The sequence below is a fragment of the Microbispora sp. NPDC046933 genome (assembly GCF_040644635.1).
GTDB lineage: Bacteria > Actinomycetota > Actinomycetes > Streptosporangiales > Streptosporangiaceae > Microbispora.
In genome coordinates, this window is the sequence record NZ_JBEYWW010000038.1 from 73,079 (window position 1) to 91,426 (window position 18,348).

General features: G+C 72.1%; 17 protein-coding genes and 1 pseudogene. 5 read left to right on the forward strand and 13 right to left on the reverse strand.

The window, feature by feature from the left end; all coding sequences use genetic code 11:
• Positions 1 to 41: 41 nt before the first annotated feature.
• From ABZ857_RS36510 to ABZ857_RS36520, 3 genes are read left to right on the forward strand one after another with little or no spacing between them, the layout of a single operon-like run.
• Complete coding sequence (locus ABZ857_RS36510; protein WP_357052840.1) at positions 42 to 884, forward strand: amidohydrolase family protein; 843 nt, start codon at positions 42 to 44, stop codon at positions 882 to 884.
• 1 nt (position 885) lies between these two features.
• Positions 886 to 1,971 carry a Gfo/Idh/MocA family oxidoreductase gene (locus ABZ857_RS36515; RefSeq protein ID WP_357052843.1) on the forward strand — a complete coding sequence of 362 codons (1,086 nt, stop codon included), beginning with the start codon at positions 886 to 888 and terminating at the stop codon, positions 1,969 to 1,971.
• On the forward strand, positions 1,968 to 2,969 hold the full coding sequence (locus ABZ857_RS36520; RefSeq protein ID WP_357052846.1) for a LacI family DNA-binding transcriptional regulator: 1,002 nt from the start codon (positions 1,968 to 1,970) through the stop codon (positions 2,967 to 2,969). The genes ABZ857_RS36515 and ABZ857_RS36520 overlap by 4 nt, the downstream gene beginning before the upstream one ends.
• Before the next feature lie 17 nt (positions 2,970 to 2,986).
• Here the strand turns inward: ABZ857_RS36520 and ABZ857_RS36525 are convergent.
• From ABZ857_RS36525 to ABZ857_RS36535, 3 genes and pseudogenes are all read right to left on the reverse strand, one after another.
• Positions 2,987 to 3,220, reverse strand: a pseudogene (locus ABZ857_RS36525) (amidohydrolase family protein); the annotation flags it as partial.
• A 195-nt stretch (positions 3,221 to 3,415) separates the two neighbouring features.
• Positions 3,416 to 4,822, reverse strand: coding sequence for a HAMP domain-containing sensor histidine kinase (locus ABZ857_RS36530; RefSeq protein WP_357052849.1), 1,407 nt, complete (start codon positions 4,820 to 4,822; stop codon positions 3,416 to 3,418).
• The gene (locus ABZ857_RS36535; RefSeq protein ID WP_357052853.1) at positions 4,822 to 5,496 is read right to left on the reverse strand and encodes a response regulator transcription factor; all 675 of its coding nucleotides are present in this window, start codon (positions 5,494 to 5,496) and stop codon (positions 4,822 to 4,824) included. The genes ABZ857_RS36530 and ABZ857_RS36535 overlap by 1 nt, the downstream gene beginning before the upstream one ends.
• 137 nt (positions 5,497 to 5,633) lie before the next feature.
• On the opposite strand from ABZ857_RS36535, the gene ABZ857_RS36540 reads away from it, so the two are divergent.
• Positions 5,634 to 6,224 carry a hypothetical protein gene (locus ABZ857_RS36540; RefSeq protein ID WP_357052855.1) on the forward strand — a complete coding sequence of 197 codons (591 nt, stop codon included), beginning with the start codon at positions 5,634 to 5,636 and terminating at the stop codon, positions 6,222 to 6,224.
• A 103-nt stretch (positions 6,225 to 6,327) separates the two neighbouring features.
• Here ABZ857_RS36540 and ABZ857_RS36545 read toward each other — a convergent pair whose 3' ends face one another.
• The 9 genes from ABZ857_RS36545 to ABZ857_RS36585 form a co-directional block, all read right to left on the reverse strand.
• A complete protein-coding gene (locus ABZ857_RS36545; RefSeq protein ID WP_357052858.1) occupies positions 6,328 to 7,086 on the reverse strand; it encodes a ribonuclease HII in 759 nt (252 codons plus the stop codon).
• Positions 7,087 to 7,126: 40 nt separating this feature from the next.
• Positions 7,127 to 7,546 (reverse strand): hypothetical protein, encoded by a 420-nt coding sequence (locus ABZ857_RS36550; RefSeq protein WP_357052860.1) that lies wholly within the window; start codon positions 7,544 to 7,546, stop codon positions 7,127 to 7,129.
• Positions 7,543 to 7,806, reverse strand: coding sequence for a hypothetical protein (locus ABZ857_RS36555; protein WP_357052863.1), 264 nt, complete (start codon positions 7,804 to 7,806; stop codon positions 7,543 to 7,545). The genes ABZ857_RS36550 and ABZ857_RS36555 overlap by 4 nt, the downstream gene beginning before the upstream one ends.
• 128 nt (positions 7,807 to 7,934) lie before the next feature.
• Entirely contained in the window at positions 7,935 to 10,703 is a 2,769-nt protein-coding gene (locus ABZ857_RS36560; protein ID WP_357052866.1) for a glycoside hydrolase family 9 protein, read from the reverse strand.
• Positions 10,704 to 10,716: 13 nt separating this feature from the next.
• A complete protein-coding gene (locus ABZ857_RS36565; RefSeq protein WP_357052869.1) occupies positions 10,717 to 13,191 on the reverse strand; it encodes a glycoside hydrolase family 9 protein in 2,475 nt (824 codons plus the stop codon).
• A gap of 192 nt (positions 13,192 to 13,383) precedes the next feature.
• Positions 13,384 to 13,878 (reverse strand): hypothetical protein, encoded by a 495-nt coding sequence (locus ABZ857_RS36570; RefSeq protein ID WP_357052871.1) that lies wholly within the window; start codon positions 13,876 to 13,878, stop codon positions 13,384 to 13,386.
• A complete protein-coding gene (locus tag ABZ857_RS36575; protein WP_357052874.1) occupies positions 13,875 to 14,411 on the reverse strand; it encodes a sigma-70 family RNA polymerase sigma factor in 537 nt (178 codons plus the stop codon). The genes ABZ857_RS36570 and ABZ857_RS36575 overlap by 4 nt, the downstream gene beginning before the upstream one ends.
• Positions 14,412 to 14,545: 134 nt before the next feature.
• Positions 14,546 to 14,989, reverse strand: coding sequence for a DoxX family protein (locus ABZ857_RS36580; RefSeq protein ID WP_357052876.1), 444 nt, complete (start codon positions 14,987 to 14,989; stop codon positions 14,546 to 14,548).
• A gap of 578 nt (positions 14,990 to 15,567) precedes the next feature.
• Positions 15,568 to 16,464 carry a LysR family transcriptional regulator gene (locus tag ABZ857_RS36585; protein ID WP_357052878.1) on the reverse strand — a complete coding sequence of 299 codons (897 nt, stop codon included), beginning with the start codon at positions 16,462 to 16,464 and terminating at the stop codon, positions 15,568 to 15,570.
• A gap of 181 nt (positions 16,465 to 16,645) precedes the next feature.
• On the opposite strand from ABZ857_RS36585, the gene ABZ857_RS36590 reads away from it, so the two are divergent.
• A complete protein-coding gene (locus ABZ857_RS36590) occupies positions 16,646 to 17,551 on the forward strand; it encodes a MerR family transcriptional regulator (protein ID WP_357052881.1) in 906 nt (301 codons plus the stop codon).
• Positions 17,552 to 17,567: 16 nt separating this feature from the next.
• On the opposite strand, the gene ABZ857_RS36595 is transcribed toward ABZ857_RS36590, so the two are convergent.
• The gene (locus ABZ857_RS36595) at positions 17,568 to 18,200 is read right to left on the reverse strand and encodes an AAA family ATPase (RefSeq protein ID WP_357052884.1); all 633 of its coding nucleotides are present in this window, start codon (positions 18,198 to 18,200) and stop codon (positions 17,568 to 17,570) included.
• Between the last annotated feature and the right edge of the window lie 148 nt (positions 18,201 to 18,348).

Below are 18,348 nucleotides of genomic sequence, written 5' to 3' on the forward strand. Positions count from 1 at the left end.
AGCTTGTGCAGGCTCAACCGATTGATCTTGAGGAGGGGCGGATGCCCGTCATCGATGCGCATCAGCATTTCTGGAACCTGGAGACCGGTTCCTACCCCTGGCTGACGCCCGAGGCCGGGCCGATCTTCCGCACCTTCGAGCCGGAGGAGCTGATCCCGCAGCTCGCCGAGGCCGGGGTCGATCACACGGTGCTCGTCCAGGCGATGGACTCCTACGCCGACACCGACGCGATGCTCGCGCAGGCCGACGCGTACGACTTCGTGGCGGCCGTGGTCGGCTGGGTGCCCCTGGAGCGGCCGGACGAGGCGGCGCAGGCGCTGGAGCGCTACCGGAGGCACCCGAAGTTCGCCGGCGTGCGCCACCTCATCCACGACGACCCCGACCCCGACTGGCTGCTCCGCGACGCGGTGATCGAGGGCCTGGGGGTGCTCGCCGAGGCGGGCCTGCCGTTCGACGTGGTCGCCGTGCTGCCCCGCCACCTGGAGCACGTGCCGGTGCTGGCCGAGCGGATCCCCGGGCTGCGGATGGTGATCGACCACCTGGCCAAGCCGCCCATCAAGGACAAGGGCTGGGAGCCGTGGGCGGGCCTGCTCGCCCGCGCCGCCGAGTGTCCCCAGGTGTACGCCAAGGTGTCGGGCCTCAACACCGCCGCCGACCCGGAGAGCTGGACGGCGGGCGACCTGCGGCCGTACGTGGACCACGCGATGGAGCTGTTCGGCCCCGAGCGGCTGATGTTCGGCGGCGACTGGCCCGTCTCGATCCTCGCCGGCGACTACGCCACGGTGTGGCGCGAGACGAACGTGCTGCTCGCCGGCCTGTCCGAGGCCGACCGCGCGGCCGTGCTCGGTGGCACGGCCGCCCGCTTCTACCGAATCGAGGTGTGACGTGCTGGACGTCTTCGCGCCGATCGCGGCCGCCGTCGACCTGGCGATCCCCGAGGCGCACCGGCTGCCGATCGCGGTCGTGGGCGCCGGGGCGATCGTCGACGTGGCCCACCTGCCGGCGTACCGGAATGCCGGGCTGGAGGTCGCCGGGATCTTCGACCTGAACGCCGGCCGTGCCCGCGAGGTCGCCGGGCGGCACGGCGTGCCCCGCGTGTACGGCTCGCTGGAGGAACTGCTCGCCGACGAGCGGGTGGCCGTGGTGGACATCGCGGTGGCGCCGGACGCGCAGCCCGGCATCGCGAGGGCCGCGCTGGCGGCCGGCAAGCACCTGCTGTGCCAGAAGCCGTTCGCGCCCGACCTCGCGACGGGGCGGGAGATCGTCGCCCTGGCCGCCGAGCGCGGGCTGAAGGTGGCGGTCAACCAGCAGCTGCGCTTCGACGAGGGCATCGCCGCGGCCCGCGCCATGGTGAGGGAGGGCTGGATCGGCGAACCGACGGCCATGACGTTCACCGTGAACATCTTCACCGACTGGAGCGCCTGGGACTGGCTGGTCTCCACCGACCGGCTGGAGATCGTCTACCACTCCATCCACTACCTGGACGCCATCCGCTCGATCCTCGGCGACCCCGAGACCGTGTTCTGCACCGGCAGCCGTACGGCGGGGCAGGTCGCCAAGGGCGAGACCCGCACGATGAGCGTGCTGGTCTACCCGGGCGACGTGCGCGCGCTGGTCCACGCCCACCACGAGAACCGCACCGGCGACTACGAGGCGGCGTTCCGCGTCGACGGCACCGAGGGCGCGATCAGGGGCACGCTCGGGCTGCTGTACGACTACCCGCACGGCCGCCCGGACACGCTGGAGGTCAGCAGCCGCGTGCTGCCCACCGACGGCTGGCTGCCCTACCCGGTGACCACCCGGTGGCTGCCGGACGCGGTCGCGGGGCCGATGGGGTCGCTGCTGGCGGCGATCGCCGAGGGCGGCGAGCCGGAGACGGCGGCGGCCGACAATCTGGGCACACTCCGTCTCATGGAGGCGCTGTACCAGTCCATGGAGACCGGCGAGAGCCGGCGGCCGGGGGCGTTGTGAAGCGCGCCCGGGTGACGCTCGCCGACGTCGCCGCGCTGGCGAAGGTCGACCGCGCCGTGGTCTCGCGGGTCGTCAACAACGACCCCGCGCTCAGCATCCGGCCGGAGACGCGCGAGCGGGTGCTGGCCGCGGTGGCGCAGCTCGGCTACCGCCCCAACGCCGCGGCCCGCAGCCTGCGCACGGCCCGCGCGCACATGTTCGGCCTGTTCCTGCCCGACTTCGCCAACCCCGTGTACGCGGAGATCATCAAGGGCGCGGAGGCGGCGGCGGCCGGTCTCGGCTGCGTGCTGGTGACGGGCAGCTCCACCGGGGCGGGGCTCGGCGGCTACATGGACCTGCTCGGCCAGGGCCGCATCGACGGCCTGCTGCTGGCCGGGGCCGAGGGGGAGTCGGAGCTGATCGCCCAGCTCGACCGGATGGCCGTGCCGTGGATCATGCTCAACCGCCGGAGCCCGGCGGTGAAGCGCTACGTCATCCTGGACGACGAGCGGGCCGCCCGGCTCGCGGTCGAGCACCTCGTGGGGCTCGGGCACCGCAGGATCGCCCACCTGGCCGGTCCCGAGGGAGCCGACACCGCGCTGCGCAGGTCGGCGGGGTGGCGCGCGGCCATGCGCGACGCGGGCCTGCCCGACGGCCCGATCGTCGCGGCCGACTACACCCCGGCGGGCGGGGCCGCGGCGATGGCCGCACTGCTCGCCGCCCCAGAGCCGCCGACCGCCGTCTTCGTCGCCAACGTCGCCTCCGCGATCGGCGCGATGGAGTCCGTACGGGAGGCGGGGCTGGACATCCCCCGGGACGTGTCGATGGTGGCGGTGCACGACCTCGACCTGGCGAGCTACCTCGCGCCCCCGCTCACCACGGTCCGCATGCCCCTGGCCGAGCTCGGCCGCAGGGGCGTCGAACTGCTCGGCAGCCTCAAGCCGGACGACAGCGTGGCCGAGGTGCTCGACGGCCCCATAGAGCTGATCGCCCGCCGCTCCACCGCCCCGCCGCGCTGAAGCCTCGGCGGCAGGCGTCAGGTGAGACCGAGGAGCCGGGCGGCCGTTCCTCCCAGCACCCGGTCACGCAGTTGCCCCGGGGCGGTGACCCGCTCCACGGTCGCGCGGGCGAGGGCGGGGTCGCCGTATGGGGCATCCGAGCCGAAGAGCGTACGGTCGGGGATCTCCGTGACAGCCGGCCGGACGGCGAAAATCACGCTGGCCGTGGACAGTTCCAGGAACATGCTGGGCGTGTCCCGGACCAGCGTGACCGCGTCCGTCCAATGGAGGCCCCCGAGCCAGGCTGATCACCAGGGGCACGGCCGGATGTCTGCGATCTGCCGCGCCGGACGATCGCCGCCACCGAGAACGTCGCCCCCGCCGCCAGCTGTACCGACCACAGAGGTGAGGTAACAGGGCGTCTCTCCTCAGTCAGGCGACGGGGCGGACATCGAAAGGCACACGCCTCAGACCGGGAGCCGTACGGCGAAACACGCGCCGCCGCCGGGGGAGTCGCCGATCACGACGGTGCCGCGGTGCCGGGCGGCGATCTCCCTGACGATGGCCAGGCCCAGGCCCGAGCCGCCGCCGTCCCTCGTCCGCGCGTCGTCAAGCCGGGTGAACCGGTCGAAGACGGCCTCCCGGTCCTCCGGAGGGACGCCCGGCCCGTCGTCGCGCACCTCCAGCAGCGCGCCCGCCTTCTCCGCCAGGACCCGCACCTCGACGGCCGACGACGCGTGCCGTACGGCGTTGTCGACGAGGTTGGTGACCAGGCGGGCGAGGTGGTGGCGGGAGCCGTGCACCACCACGTCGGGATCGGCCGTCACCCGCACCTTCACGCCCGTCTCCGGGCGCGGGCGCAGCGCCTCCTCCGCCGCCACCTGGCCGAGGTCCACCTCGTCGGCCCGCGGCGGCTCCCCGGCGTCGAGCGCGGCCAGCAGGAGCAGGTCGGCGGCGAGCGCCTGCAGCCGTCCGACGTCCGCCAGCGCCTCGCGGGCCGGCTCGTGCCCGGAGGCCAGCTCCAGCCGCGTACGCACGGTCGCGATCGGGCTGCGCAACTCGTGGGCCGCGTCGGCGACGAACCGCTTGTGCTGCCGCACCGCGTTCTCCAGCCGGTCGAGCGTGGCGTTGACCGTGCGGGCGAGGGCCGCGATCTCGTCGCCGCTGCCCGGCACGGGCACCCGGCGGTGCAGGTCGCGGGCCGTGATGTCGGCCAGCTCGGCCCGGATCGCGGACACCGGCACCAGGGCCCGGCCCACGGAGAACCAGGTCATCGCGGCCACCACCAGCAGCAGGGCCGGGATGCCGAAGACCAGCAGCCTCCCCAGCGTCGCGAGCGCCTCCTCGGCCGGTGCCAGGGAGGTCCGCGCGACGACGGTCAGCGGGCCCTCGCCGGTCTCGACCGTGGTGCGCGCCGTCAGGTAGCCGTCACCCGCCCAGTCGGCGCTCGCCGTCTCGGCCGGGGCCCCGACCCGCACGTCCGGGTCGGGCACCCCGCTCACGGAGGTCCCCTTCTCCCCGGCGGCGGAGAGCGCCTTCTCCCCGGCCACGGAGAGCCCCTTTTCCCCGGTCCCGGCGGTGGCCGCGCCGCTCGGGCCGCCCTTCGGGGGCGCCTTCTCCTGCGTGCCCGCTTTCATGCGCGTGCCCGGGCTCCCATACGGGCCGGTGTCCGGTGCCGTGTGCACGGCCAGGACGGCGGCCACCTGCGTGGCCCGCCGGTGGGCCTGCTCGGCCGTGCTCTGCTCCAGGCTCGCCCGCAGGACCGCCGTCAGCACGGCCGCCGCGCCACCCAGGGCGACGGCGACCACAACGGTGGCGGCGACGGTCGCGCGCAGCCGCACCGACCAGCGCGCGGGCGGCCGCAGGCGCGCCATCACCGGTGCCCGTCGAGCCGGTAGCCGGCCCCGCGCACGGTGACCAGCGACGAGCGGCCGAAGGGCGCGTCGATCTTGCGGCGCAGCGCGCTGATGTAGACCTCCACGATGCTGGGATCGCCGTCGTAGGCGAAGTCCCACGCCTGCGCGAGCAACTCGGCCTTGGACACCACCTCACCCGCCCGCCGCGCGAGGGCGTGCAGCACGGCGAACTCCTTCGGGGTGAGGGAGATTTCCACTCCCGTCCGGCGGCAGCGCATCCCGGCGGGGTCGATCGTGAGGTCGCCGACGGTCAGCGAGACCGGGCGCTCCCGGCCGCCCCGCCGGACGAGGGCGCGGAGCCGGGCCAGCAGGACCACGTAGGAGAAGGGCTTGGACAGGAAGTCGTCGGCCCCGGTGTCCAGGGCCTCGGCCTCGTCGTACTCCCCGTCCTTGGCGGTCAGCATCATGATCGGCGTCCAGTCGCCGGCCTCGCGGAGGCGGCGGCACACCGCATACCCGTTCAGCCGCGGCAGCATGACGTCGAGCACGATCGCGTCGTAGGAGTTCTCGGTGGCCATCCACAGGCCCTCGGTCCCGTCGCAGGCGATGTCCACGGCGAACCCCTCGTCCGCCAGGCCGCTCTTCACCAGCGCGGCGAGCCGCCGCTCGTCCTCCACCAGCAGCACACGCATGCCCCACACCATCCCAGGCGGCACCTGAAACCAAGCTAAAGATCCTTCAGGCGGCTTCAGCTCGGCTTCAGGTGCCCGGCGGCACCGTCGTCTCCGTACGGCCCCCGCACGGGGCCGGAGGAGAAGGAGACACAGTGATGATCGGTAAGCGCATGCGCGCGGGGCTGGTGGCGATCGGGCTGGGGGCGGCCCTCGCGGCCACGGTCACCGCCGCCGCGAACGCCGGTGAGGCGCCCGGCGGCGAGGCGGCCGGAAACAGGACCGCGGTCCCTGCGACCTCCTCGTGCCCGCACACGGTGAAGGTGGTGGAGAAGGACGGCAAGCTCCTGGTCGACGACGGCGCAGGAATGCGGGAGCTGAAGCGCGGCGACCGGGTGCGCGCCGTCCCGGCCATCCCCGCCAAGCCCGGTGCGGACCTGGGAACACCCGGCACCGCCGAGAAGGGCACGACCGAGAGCGCACCCGGTGCCCCGGAGAAGGGCACGACCGAGAGCGGCACGACCGAGAGTGGCACGACCGAGAGGGTGACCCCAGAGAAGGCGGTTCCCGAGAAGGCGGTTCCCGAGAAGGCGGTCCCCGAGAAGGCGCTCCCCGGGAAGGTGACGGGCGAGAGCGGCACCGCCGAGAGGGTGGCGCACGACAAGGCGACGACGGAGAAGGGCACAGTCGAGCACCGCACGCGGACCACTGTCGCGGTGACCTGCGCCTTCCCGCGTCAGGCCGACTAATCGCCATCGCCTTCATCACCTGAGCGCCCCGCCGGGCCCCGGTACGCGGACGCCCGGCGGGGCGCCGGCAGGCCCCGTGACCGGCCCGTCCGCCGCCGGTGCGTCAGAGGAGGGTCATCTGACCGGAGCCCGCGAGGGGGTCGCGATGCTTGCGCAGGTGCCGCCACTGGGGGAGGTCGTCGAGGTAGGACCACGACAGCCGGTGGTGCGGGGTCGGCCCCAGCTCCGCCAGCGCCTGCTGGTGGACGGGGGAGGGGTAGCCCGCGTTGGCGGCGAAGCCGTACGCCGGATGCTCCTCGCCGATCTCCGCCATCAGGCGGTCGCGGTGCACCTTGGCCAGCACCGACGCGGCCGCCACCGACACCGAGCGCTGGTCGGCCTTGACCTCGCACCGCACCCGCCACGGCCGTCCGAGGAAGTCGTGCGCGCCGTCGAGGAGCACCACGTCGGGCCGCAGCGGCAGGGCCTCCAGCGCCCGGCACGCGGCCCGGCGCAGCGCTTCGGTCATGCCGGCCTCGTCGATCTCCTCAGGACTCGACGAGCCGTACGCGTGACAGGTGAGCCAGCCCGGCAGGACCTCGGCGAACGACTCCCGCTGGGCCGGGCCGAGCAGCTTGGAGTCGGTCAGCCGGATCGTGCGGTTCCCGCGCCCGGGCAGCTCGGGCGGCGGGCCGAAGGCGGTGACGGCGGCGCAGACCACCACCGGTCCGGCCCAGGCCCCGCGACCGACCTCGTCCACGCCCGCCACATGGACCGCCCCCGCGGCACGCAACTCGTCCTCGATCTCGTACCCCGCCACCCGTGAGGGCGGGCCTGCGGGTGCGGATTCAGCCGGCTCCAGGCCGGGTAACGCGTCGGTCATCCCCGTATCATCCCAGGCGCCCACAGGCTGATCCCGGAAGTCAGCCCGAATCGCTGATCTCGTAGACATCGAGCGGCCACGGCAGGTGCGTGCGCACCGGCTCCCAACGCTTGAGGTCGGCGGCGAGGACCGGGAAGCCGAGATACCGGGCCACAGCGACCGTGTGCGCCGCCGCCATATCCTGCTGCTCCGTCAGATACACCGAGACCGCCGACAGACGGAGCACGTCCTCGGTGGAGGCGACCGGCTCCAGCCGCACGTGCCCCAGCCGGTGGATCATCCCGTGGACGGCCTCGGTCTGGACTTCGCTCAGGGTGTGCTGGGCTGCGGCGAGCGCGAGGGCGGGCACGCTCATGCGGACGGCGTGCTCGTCCAAGGCCGCGATGAGGTTCGCCACGACCAGATCATCTCTGCCGAGTTCACTTATCGTGACGTCGTCGAGGACGTATCCGGCGCTCATGAAGCCTGGGGCCGCCGCAGGTGCTCGATCGCCCCTTGTGCGATGCGTTCGGCCTTGGCGACGGCGTCAGGGTCCGCCTTCGCCCGGGCCAGGAGCTCTTCGAAGGCCAGCCGCTGACGAAGCCGGGTCGTCTTGTGCTCTTCGAGGAGCTGGGTCAGCACGTCCGCCAACGTCGTCCCGCGTCCTCCCTGGTCGGCCAGCTCGTTGAGCTCGTCGCGGAGCGCCTTGGGAACTTTGATGCTGGTCATGTCGGCAGTCATACAAGAATTCTACTTGGTAGAAGTTCGGTATGACAGATCTGCGCTGCGTGATCATGGTGCGGTGATGGGGGCGGCGCCGGTCGCGGCCCGGCGCGTCCACGAGGGGACGGCCGGGCCGCTGGGTCCGGTCAGGAGCAGGTGGTGCCGTTGAGGGTGAAGGCGGTGGGTTTGGGGTTGGCGCCGGTGTAGGTGCCCTGGAAGCCGATCTGCGTCGACTGGCTGGGGGTGATGGTCTTGTTCCAGTCGAGGTTGGTGGCGGTGACGGTGGTTCCGGTCTGGGTCCAGGTGGCCGACCAGCCGGGTGGGTTGATCTTCTGGGTGCCGGGGAAGGTGAACGCCAGCGTCCAGCCGTTGACCGCCGTGGCGCCGGTGTTGGCGATCGTGACGGTCGCGGTGAACCCGCCGCCCCAGTCGTTGACCGCGTAGGTCACCGTGCATCCGCCACCCGCGGACGGAGACGGAGACGGCGACGGCGATGGCGACGGCGATGGGGACGGGCTCGGCGACGGCGAGGGGGACGGAGACGGGCTGGGCAGTCCACTCTGCGCGGTCGCGGTGAGCGTCGCCGAGGGCTGGCTGGTGTTGCCGGCCGCGTCCCTGGCCACGACGTAGAACGTGTAGCTGGTCCCGGCCACCAGCTTGTCCGCGACGTACACGGTGGACGTGGACGACCCGATCTTGCCGAAACCGGTGCCCTGCTTCATGTACACGTCGTAGCCGGTGACCCCGGTGTCGTCGGTCGAGGCCGTCCAGCACATCGGGACCGCGTTGACGAAGTCCGCCCCGCAGACCCGCAGCCCGGTGGGCGCGCTCGGCGGCGTGGTGTCCGCCGAAGGCGACGGTGACGGCGAAGGCGACGGGGACGGCGAGGGGGAGGGGGAGGGGGACGGCGAGGGGGAGGGGGACGGCGAGGGGGAGGGGGACGGGCTGGGGGTGCCGCTGGGCGGCGTGCCCCAGACCAGCGTGTTCCCGTCGTACACCGGCACGTGCGACGCCGCCGACGCCGACCAGTCGTTGGCCGGGTCCCAGGTCGCGCCGTTCGGCACCGAGATCCGCAACTGCGTGCCGCGCCGGTAGAGCTGGGCGTCGCCGGGATAGATGGGCTTGCCCGTGCAGTCGACCTCGGCGTAGTAGGTGCGGTCCCGGTCGAGCGTCGGCCCGCTCACCGCGCAGCCGTTGCTGTCGCCGCCGGTCACCTTCACCTGGGAGATCGAGGTGGAGCCGTCGAGCGTGAAGTAGTAGCGCGCCTTGCCCGACTGGAGGACGCGCGGCGGCCAGTTCGACGTGTTGGTGATGGTGACGGTCAGCGAGGTGCCGTCCACACCGCTGTAGACGTTGCCGGTCTCGGCGTAGATCTCCTCGTACTTCTCCTCCGGCGCGGGGAAGCCCGCCACCGGCGTCCCGCCGTACTCCTTGGCGAACCGCGCGAGCACGTTGGTGATGCCGGAGTTGTAGTCGATCGCGACCTCGTTGCGGACATAGTCCGTACGGCTGTCGGTGTAGGCGTCGGTCTGGTCCGGGCCGCCGGCGAGCGCGCCGTACAGGACGTGCAGGTTCGGTCCTGTGGTGTCGCTCATGTAGCCGAGGTACTGGCCGCTGGCCGCGCGGTGGTGGACGTGCGTCGGCGGGTTGGTCCCGAAGCCGACCATGTAGCTGGAGTGGCGGGGATTGTCCCCGAGGGCGTAGTCGACCTGCCGCTTGGCGAAGTCGTGGTAGCGCGCGTAGAGCGGGTCGCCGGGCCCGAGGTGGTCGGCGTAGACGAGGGCCACCCAGGCGGTGTTCAGGGCCATGCGCAGCGACGCCCAGTTGAAGATGTACGCCAGGCCGCCCGGGGTGACCGGTCCCTTCTTGCCCTTGTATCCGGCGGTCCAGTAGTCGAGGTAGCGCTGGACGTCGTCCTTGTACCGCTGCTCGCCCGTCAGCGTGGCCATCAGCGCGTAGACGCCGTACTCCTTGTCGTTCCAGCCGAGGCCGAAGCTGTAGGCGGGGACGGTGGTTCCGCCCGCGCCCTGGCCCACGTCGGGCTCGCTGCCCATCTTCGGATAGAACTCGCGGGCCTTGTCCAGGTAGCTCCCGGTGCCGGTGGCCCGGTAGAGCCATACGGCCGCCCAGGCCAGCTCGTCCCAGTACATCTTGGTCGCGCCGGGGTGGTCGGAGCCGCCCTCCCACGTCGAGTTGTAGTAGCCGGAGATGCCCGGCACGCAGCTCGTGTACGCCGTGTCCTGGCCGTTCGTGCCCTTGGTCGTGTCGGCGAAGGTGAACAGCTGCCTGGCGTGGGTCAGCAGCGTGTCGGCGTACGCCGGGTCGGTCGGCCGGAAGGCCATCGAGGAGGCCGCCATGGCCGCCGCCGTCTCGGCGACGACGTCGGTGCCCTTGCAGGTCGGGGTGATCTTGTAGACCGGCCGCGACATGCCCTTGATGTCGATCACCTCGGGCGGACCCCAGTACGCGTGGTCCACGCTGCCGTCGCCCACCTGGACGTACAACGTCTCCGGCTCCGGATGGGCGGCGACCAGGTAGTCGGTGGCCCATTTGAGGTTGTTCAGCATGGGCGTGAGCTGGGTCCCGTAGCCGGAGCGGTTCTCGACCAGTCCCCAGGCCAGCATGGTGGTGGTGAACGCCATCGGGAAGCCGAACTTGACGTGGTCACCCGCGTCGTACCAGCCGCCGGACAGGTCCACTCCGGCGGCCTTCCCGTCGTTCAGCGTGCGGTCGCCGCGCCACTCCACCCGGCTCCAGGCGGGCTTCCTGCCCGACTGCTGCGCCTCGTAGAAGTAGATCGACTTCTGCAGGGCCTCCGTGTAGTCGTACGAGCTCGCCGCTTGAGCGGGTGCCGGGCCCGGGACGAGCAGGGCGGCCAGTACGGCGGCCACCCCGCCCAGGGACAGGAGTCTCATGGATGGCCTCGTCTCAGGAGCAGGTGGTGCCGTTGAGGGTGAAGGCGGTGGGTTTGGGGTTGGCGCCGGTGTAGGTGCCGTTGAAGCCGATCTGGACGGACTGCCCGGGGGTGATGGTCTTGTTCCAGTCGAGGTTGGCGGCGGTGACGTTCGCTCCGGTCTGGGTCCAGGTGGCCGACCAGCCGGGTGGGTTGATCTTCTGGGTGCCGGGGAAGGCGAACGCCAGCGTCCAGCCGTTGACCGCCGTGGCGCCGGTGTTGGCGATCGTGACGGTCGCGGTGAACCCGCCGCCCCAGTCGCTCGTGCCATAGGTCACCTTGCACCCGCCACCCGCGGACGGAGACGGAGACGGCGATGGAGACGGCGACGGGCTCGGCGAAGGCGAAGGCGAAACCGACGGGCTGGGGGACGGTGAAGGCGACGGGCTGGGGGACGGTGAAGGCGAGGGCGACGCGGACGGCGACGGGGACGGGGACGGGGACGGGGAGGCGCTGGGGCTGGGCGAGGGCTCGGCACCGGGCGGCGTGCCCCAGATGAGGCGGCCGTCGTTGCCGTACAGCGTCATGTGGTCCGCGCCCTTGGCCGACCAGTCGTTGGACGGGTCCCAGGTGGCGCCGTCGGCCACGCCGATGCGGAGCTGCACCTCGCGGCGATACTCCGACTGGCCGCCCGGGAAGATGAGCGTCCCGGTGCAGTCGACCTCGGCGTAGTAGGTGCGCCCCTCCAGCAGGTGCGGCCCGGTGGGCTGCTTGCACTGGGTGTAGGACGTGCTCACGGTGACCTGGCTCGCCGTGGTCGAGCCGTCCAGGGTGAAGTAGTAGCGGAACTTCGCCTTGTCCAGCACGGTCGCCGGCCAGGCCGACTTGTTGATGACGAAGGTCTTGGCCGCGGTCTCCCGCGTCGTGTGGGTGATCGTCGGCTCCAGATAGAACTCCGGGCCGTCGGGCGTCTCGCGCGGCAGCGTGGCCAGGGGCGAGCCGCCGTACTTGCCGTAGAGGACGGCGAGCGAGCTGGTGATGCCGGAGTTGAAGTCGAGCGCGACCTCGTTCTTGACGTAGTCGCCCCGGCTGTCGGTGTAGGCGTCGGCGCCGTCCGGGCCGCCGACCAGCGCGCCGTACAGGACGTGCCTGCTGACGGTGGGCTCGCCGTCGGGACCGGCGTTGGTCCAGGAGCCGTGCGCGCCGCGGTGGTGGGGGTTGCGCGGCGGGTTGGTCCCGAAGCCGATCATGTAGCTGGAGTGCCGGGGGTTGTCGCCGAGCGCGTAGTCGATCTGCCGCTTGCCGAAGTCGTGGTAGCGCGCGTAGAGCGGGTCGCCCGAGCCGAGGAAGTCGGCGTACTTCAACGCGACGAAGGCCGTGTTGGCGGCCATGCGCAGCGAGGCCCAGTAGAAGATGTAGGCTAGGCCGCCGGGCGTGATCGTGCCCTTCTTGCCCTTGTAGCCGACGGTCCAGTAGTCGAGGTAGCGCTGGACGTCGTCCTTGTACTTCTGCTCGCCGGTCAGCTCGGCCATCTGCTCGTAGACGGCGTACTGCTTGTCGTTCCAGCCGAAGCCGAAGTTGAAGACCGGCACCTGCTGCCCGTTGCTGCCCGGGTCCTCCTGGCTGCCCATCTTCGGGTAGAACTCGCGCGCCCGGTCGAGGTAGCTCGCGGTGCCGGTGGCCCGGTAGAGCCAGACGGAGGCCCAGGCCAGCTCGTCCCAGTACATCTTCGTGGCGCCCTCGACCTGGCCGCCCTCGCCCGTGGAGTTGTAGAACCCCTGCGCTGCGCTGACGCAGTTCACGTACGCCGTGTCGCGGCCGTTGGTCCCCTTGGTCGTGTCGGCGAACGTGAACAGCTGCTTGGCGTGGGTGAGCAGCGTGTCGGCGTACGCCGGGTCGGTCGGCCGGAAGACGACCGACGAGGCGGCCATCGCGGCGGCGGTCTCGGCGGCGACGTCGGTGCCCGGGCAGGACGCGGTGATCTTGTAGACCGGCCGCTTGTGGCCCTTGGCCTCGACGGTCTCCGGCGCGCCCCAGTAGGAGTGGTCCTCACCGCCGTCGCCGACCTGGACGTACAGGACGTTCGGCTCGGGATGGGCGTGGATGAAGTAGTCGCCCGCCTGCCGGAGCGTGTTCAGCAGGTACGGCAGCTGGCCCGAGCGCTCGTAGGACGCCCGGTAGTCCGCGCCGCCCCAGGCGAGCGTGGTGGTCATGGCCGCCATCGGGAAGCCGAACTTCACGTGGTCGCCGGCGTCGTAGAAGCCGCCGGACAGGTCCACCCCGGCGGACTTCCCGTCGTTGACGGTCGAGTCGGCCCGCCACGTCACCCGGTTGGTGGACGGGAGGCGCCCCGACTCCTGCGCCTCGTAGAACAGGAACGACTTCTGCAGCGCCTCGCCATAGGCGAAGGAGGCGGCCGAGACGGGTGCGGAAGTCGAGGTGACGGCCAGCAGGGCGCCGGCCAGTGCGGTCGCCGTGCTCGCGCTCAGCAGCCGTCGCGGTAGTCGCATCACGTGCCCCTCGGAAAGGACGACGGGCCGGCCCCGCAGGTGCGGGGCCGCCCCGGAAACGGGCGGGACGATCTCGGGAGGGCTCCCGCCCGGATCGTGCGTACGCGAGGTGGCGCGATCCAAGCACGCTCCGGTCACGGAGCGGTAGGGCCAGGTCAGGACGGCCCAGGGCACGTCGCGGAGCTGAAACTTTCAGGTCGCCGGCCCGCGCGGAGCGCGCCCGTCCAGCTCGCGTGCCCGGCGCAGCAGCGCCCTCCTGCGGGCATGGGCGAGCACGGCCAGCACCAGTGCGGCCGGCACGAACAGCCCTCCGACCGCCAGCACCGGGCCGAGGCCGGTGCCGCGCTGGACTGCCAGCGCGGCCAGGGCGGCGGTGGTGGCGAGTGAGGCGGCCAGGGCGATCCACGCGGCGACCACCCGATCGGTGGCGAACAGCGGCACCCGCCACATGAGCAGCCATCCGCCGTAGCCCGCCCAGGCCAGGCAGACCACGGTGAGAAGGGCGAACATCACCTGCGTGCGGCCGGGCAGCGGGCCGGGCTCGCCTCCCCACAGGGCGGTCAGGAACGCCGTGCCGGACAGCCCGGACAGCAGCGACGTCACCGCCCGGACGCGCCTGGCGCGGGACAGCGCCGGTTCGAGCCGCTCGATCATCTCCCGCGCCGACAGCCGCGGTTCCTCGGTCATGGCCGGTATCCCTTCTCCTCCAGATGCGCGCGCAACAGGCGACGTGCGCGGTTGAGCCGGGACTTGACCGTCCCGGCGGGGATCTCGCAGATCTGCGCGCAGTCCTCCACCGAGAGGTCCTGCAGGTAGAACAGGACGAGGATCTCCCGCTCGGGCATGGGCAGGCCCGACAGGAGACTCACCAGCTCGGCGCGGTCCACCGCGGCGTCCACGGGATCGTCGACGGTCAGGTCATCGGCCGCCGGGGCTTCGTGCGCCTGCTCGTGTTCCCTGGCGTACTGACCGCGCAGACGATCGGTGACCGATCGGCGCGCGATGGTGAACAGCCACGGCGCGAACCGGGCGGGTTCCCGCAGCCGGGGCAGGCCACGGATCACGGCCAGCCAGATCTCCTGGGTGACGTCATCGGCCCGCTCGGCGTCGAGCATGCGCCGCACGTACGTCCACACGGGCACCCGCCAGCGGGCCACCAGCTCGGCCAGCGCCGCGCGCTCGCCCAGTTGGGCGCGCACCACCAGCAGTTCGTCGGTCATCTCGTCCTCCCATCACCCTGGACAGTCGGACGAGGGGCCGATCAGGTTCACCCCGGCACGCGTGCGACCTGCCTCCGGTGACGAAGGCAGGTCCTGGCCGCGAGGTTCGGCCTACGGGCGGCGGCGCGGTGTGGCTACGCCTGTGCCGGGGCGGGCGCGTACGTCTCGACCTCGTGGTGCCGCATCCGGTGGATCAGCGTGTCCAGCGCCCAGGCGCCGGGGCCGAAGACCGCGACGAGGAAGAACGACCAGCAGAACATGGCCGCCGCCTCGCCGCCGTTCTGGATCGGGAACAGGCCCTGCGGCGCGTGGACGACGAAGTACGCGTACGCCATCGAGCCGGAGCAGAGCAGCGCGCTGACCCGGGTGAGCAGCCCGAGGAGGACGAGCGTCCCGAAGACCAACTGGATGGCCGCCGCCCACCAGCCCGGCCACGTGCCGAACGCCAGGGCGTGGCCGGTGCCGCGGTTGCCGCCCAGCACGCCGAAGATCGTCGCCGCGCCGTGGCAGACGAACAGCAACCCCGTCACGATGCGGAAGAGCGAGAGGACCGGTTCCCTGATCTGGTCCGATTTCATGTGATCACCTTCTTGTCGTACCTGCCGGACGGGCCGCGCCACGTACGCGCGGACGCGATCCGGGCCGGCTGATGAGAACGCGCCGGAAAGGCTGGACCCTTGGCGGGAACCGCTGGACCGGCGGAAGGGAAACGGGAAACTCCGGCCGTCGCCTATTCGCAGTCATGGCTGAGTAAATCGGCCGTCATTTCCTGCGTTCCGTGGCTCACATTGTCGGCGAATTGGACGTCCGGCGGCGTGAAGCCGCGCAGGCGTGCGAGCAAAAGACCCGAAATCGCTGATCAAAGCCTGAAATGAACAGCATCGTCGCTGGTGGCTTCGGTGGTTCGCCCGCGGGCCACGGTGGCCGCGCCCCGCTAATTCGACGGCGAATACGCGAAGGGCGGCGCAGCCCCAAGAATGCTCACAGAAGTACCCATAGTCAAGAGTTCAAGTAATCCTCCGTCAGGAAATGGCGACACCGTGTCGGCAAATCCATGACGTCACCCCGGTCACCTGCCGATTCTCCGGGACGCGGACGGTCCCGCCATGGCAGGCGGCGTGAAACTTTCTCGCATCACCGCCGGGAACCCCGCGGCCTACCTCGTCCAGAGGCACTCCTGCGCCGCCCGCACGAGAGCCATCAACCCGGCCGACAGCCGTTCGCCCCGCCACGCGAGCGCGTACGTCAGGCGGAGGTCCCCCGCGTCCAGGGGGACGAAGGCGACGTCGTCCCTGCGGACGGACGTGACGACCAGGGAGGGAGTGGGCAGCAGGCCGACGCCGGCCGCGACCAGGTCGAGCGCGGCGGCGAAGTCGTCGATCTCGTCGGCCACGACGTGCTGCCGGTGCGGCCCGACGCGGGCGGCGAGCCGTGCCCACATCCCGCCGGGCGGGCGTTCGCGCGGCAGCAGGACGCGGTGCCGCGCGAGCCGTTCGGGCTGCAGGCGGGGCAGGCCGGCGAGCGGGTCCCCGGCCGGTACGGCCAGGTGCCCGACGGGCACGTGGAAGCGGGCGGCGGTGGTCGTCTCCCGGGGGAAGGGGGCGGCGAGGATGGCCGCGGTCACATCGCCGGCGGCGAGGGCCGCGACGGCGGCGGCCCGGCCGGCCGGGCGCAACTCCACCTCGACCGGGGGATCGCGGCGTGCCATCCGGCGGGCGATCCGCGCCGCGAGGCCGCCCGCCGGCGGGGGATAGGCCAGGCGGACACCGGCGCCCTCCGGCGCGGCGAGCCGCCTCGCCTCCGCCGAGAAGGCGCCTGCCGCCTCCAGCAACGCCTCGGCGTACGGCAGCAGCGCCTTGCCGGCCGGCGACAGGTGGACCTCCCGGCTGGTCCGCTCGAACAGGCGGACCCCGAGCGCGCGCTCGAGACGGCCGACGGCCTGGCTCACGGCGGGCTGGGAGACGCCCAGTTCGGCGGCGGCGCGGGAGAAGCTGAGATGCCGGGCGACGACGGCGAAGCAGCCGATGTCGCGCTGCGGCGGGCCGGAGTCCACGCTCCAGTATCGGGGAGATCAGGCGGTTCCGCGCGGACGCGGGTCGCAGCCCGTCTGGCGGCAGAGCGCCACCCGGTCGTAGCCACCTGGTCGCAGCAGACCCGCCCGCCGCGGTCCCGCCGCACAGTGGTGGGAACGGGCCCTTGAGTCTCCAGCCGGTGGAGAGACCAGACTCGGCGTCATGGACGACGACGGGCTGTTCACCATCGGGTGGCTCTCCCGCCGCACGGGGATGCCGGTGCGGACGATCCGGTACTGGTCGGACGTCGGCGCGCTGCCGCCGGCGGAGCGGAGCGAGGGAGGCTACCGGCTCTACGACGCCGGCGCCGTGGCCCGGCTCGAACTCATCAGGACGCTGCGGGATCTCGGCCTCGGCCTCGACGACGTACGCCGGGTGCTGGAGCGGAAGACCACCCTGGCGGACGTCGCCGCCGTCCACGTGGACGCACTCGACGCGCAGATCCGCACCCTGCGGCTCCGGCGCGCGGTGCTCAGCACCGTCGCGAGGCGGCGGTCCGGCACGGAGGAGATGAAACTGTTGAACGACCTGGCACGGCTGTCCGCCGAGGAACGGCGGCGCATCATCGAGGACTTCGTGGACGAGGTCTTCGGCGGCCTGGACGCGGACCCGGTCCTCAGAGACCGGATGGGGCACACCGAGTTCGGCCTGCCCGACGACCCCACGCCCGAGCAGGTGGACGCCTGGGTGGAGCTCGCGGGACTCGTGCGCGACCCGGACTTCCGGCGGCGCATGCGCGACATGGTGGAGCACAACACTCGGGGGCGGGCGGGTCAGGAGCCGGGAGCCTTCGTGTGGTTCGCCAAGAAGGTCGCCTGGCAGGTGGGCCAGGCGCGGGAGAACGGCGTGAGCCCGGAGGCGCCCGAGGCCGCCGAGGTCGTCACCCGCCTGCTCGGCGACATGGACGCCGCCGGCCGGGCGGCCGTCAGGCAGCGCCTGGAAGCCGGCCTGTTCGCCGAGGCCGAGCGCTACCGGCACCTGATGGCCGTGATCAACGGCCGGGAGCCCAAGCCGTCCCACGCCGACGACTTCGCCTGGCTCCTCGCCGCCCTTCGCGCCCACCCCTGAGCACCGGGAGGCGGGATCAGTCGAAACGGATGTGCCTGATCCCCGTCCAGGTCCGCCGCAGGCGGCCCCGGAGCGGGCCGTCCGTGGCGGGGGAGAGCGTCAGCCCCGCCGAGGCGGCGACGTGATCAGCGACCTGGGCGACCGTCAGGTGGTCGGTCCATACCTGCTCGCCGAACTCCTCGCCGCGCAACCGCTCCAGGCACAGGTCGAGCTTCCGTACGGCGAAGCTCTCCCGCCGCAGAGGGGCGTCCTTGCCCACGACGAACCGCAGGACATGGCCGAAATTGCGCTCACGCAGCCGCCGCAGCACGGTCTCACGCTCGGCCAGCAGCGCGAAGTGCCGTACATCGTGACCGCGCTCGCGGAGCCCGCCGACGATCTGCCGGAAGTAGGCGGGCTCCACGACCGTCATCGGCGCGATCACGGTGCCATCGTGCCTGCTGAGAACCAGGTCCAGCACCTCGTACACGGCCTGCCGCCATGCCGGGAGATCCTGGAAGTCGCCGCGCAGGGACGGCGGCGTCATCCGGTGGATGCCGAAGCCGACGTGCTCGGGATCGCAGACGACGCTGCCCGGCAGCCTCCGCTGGATCTCGTACGCGGTCTGCGTCTTGCCGCCCCCGAAGGGGCCGTTGATCCAGACAAGCATGGGCCGACTCTACGGAGTCCGATCGGGTTGTCCGGCCGGTCGAGGCAGACGCGCTGATGTGCCTCGGGTTCTGTGGAGTCGGCTTGGTTGGCCGTCATGCCAGCTGGGTGTTTGCGTAGAGCATCTCGTATTCGACCGGAGTGCGCAT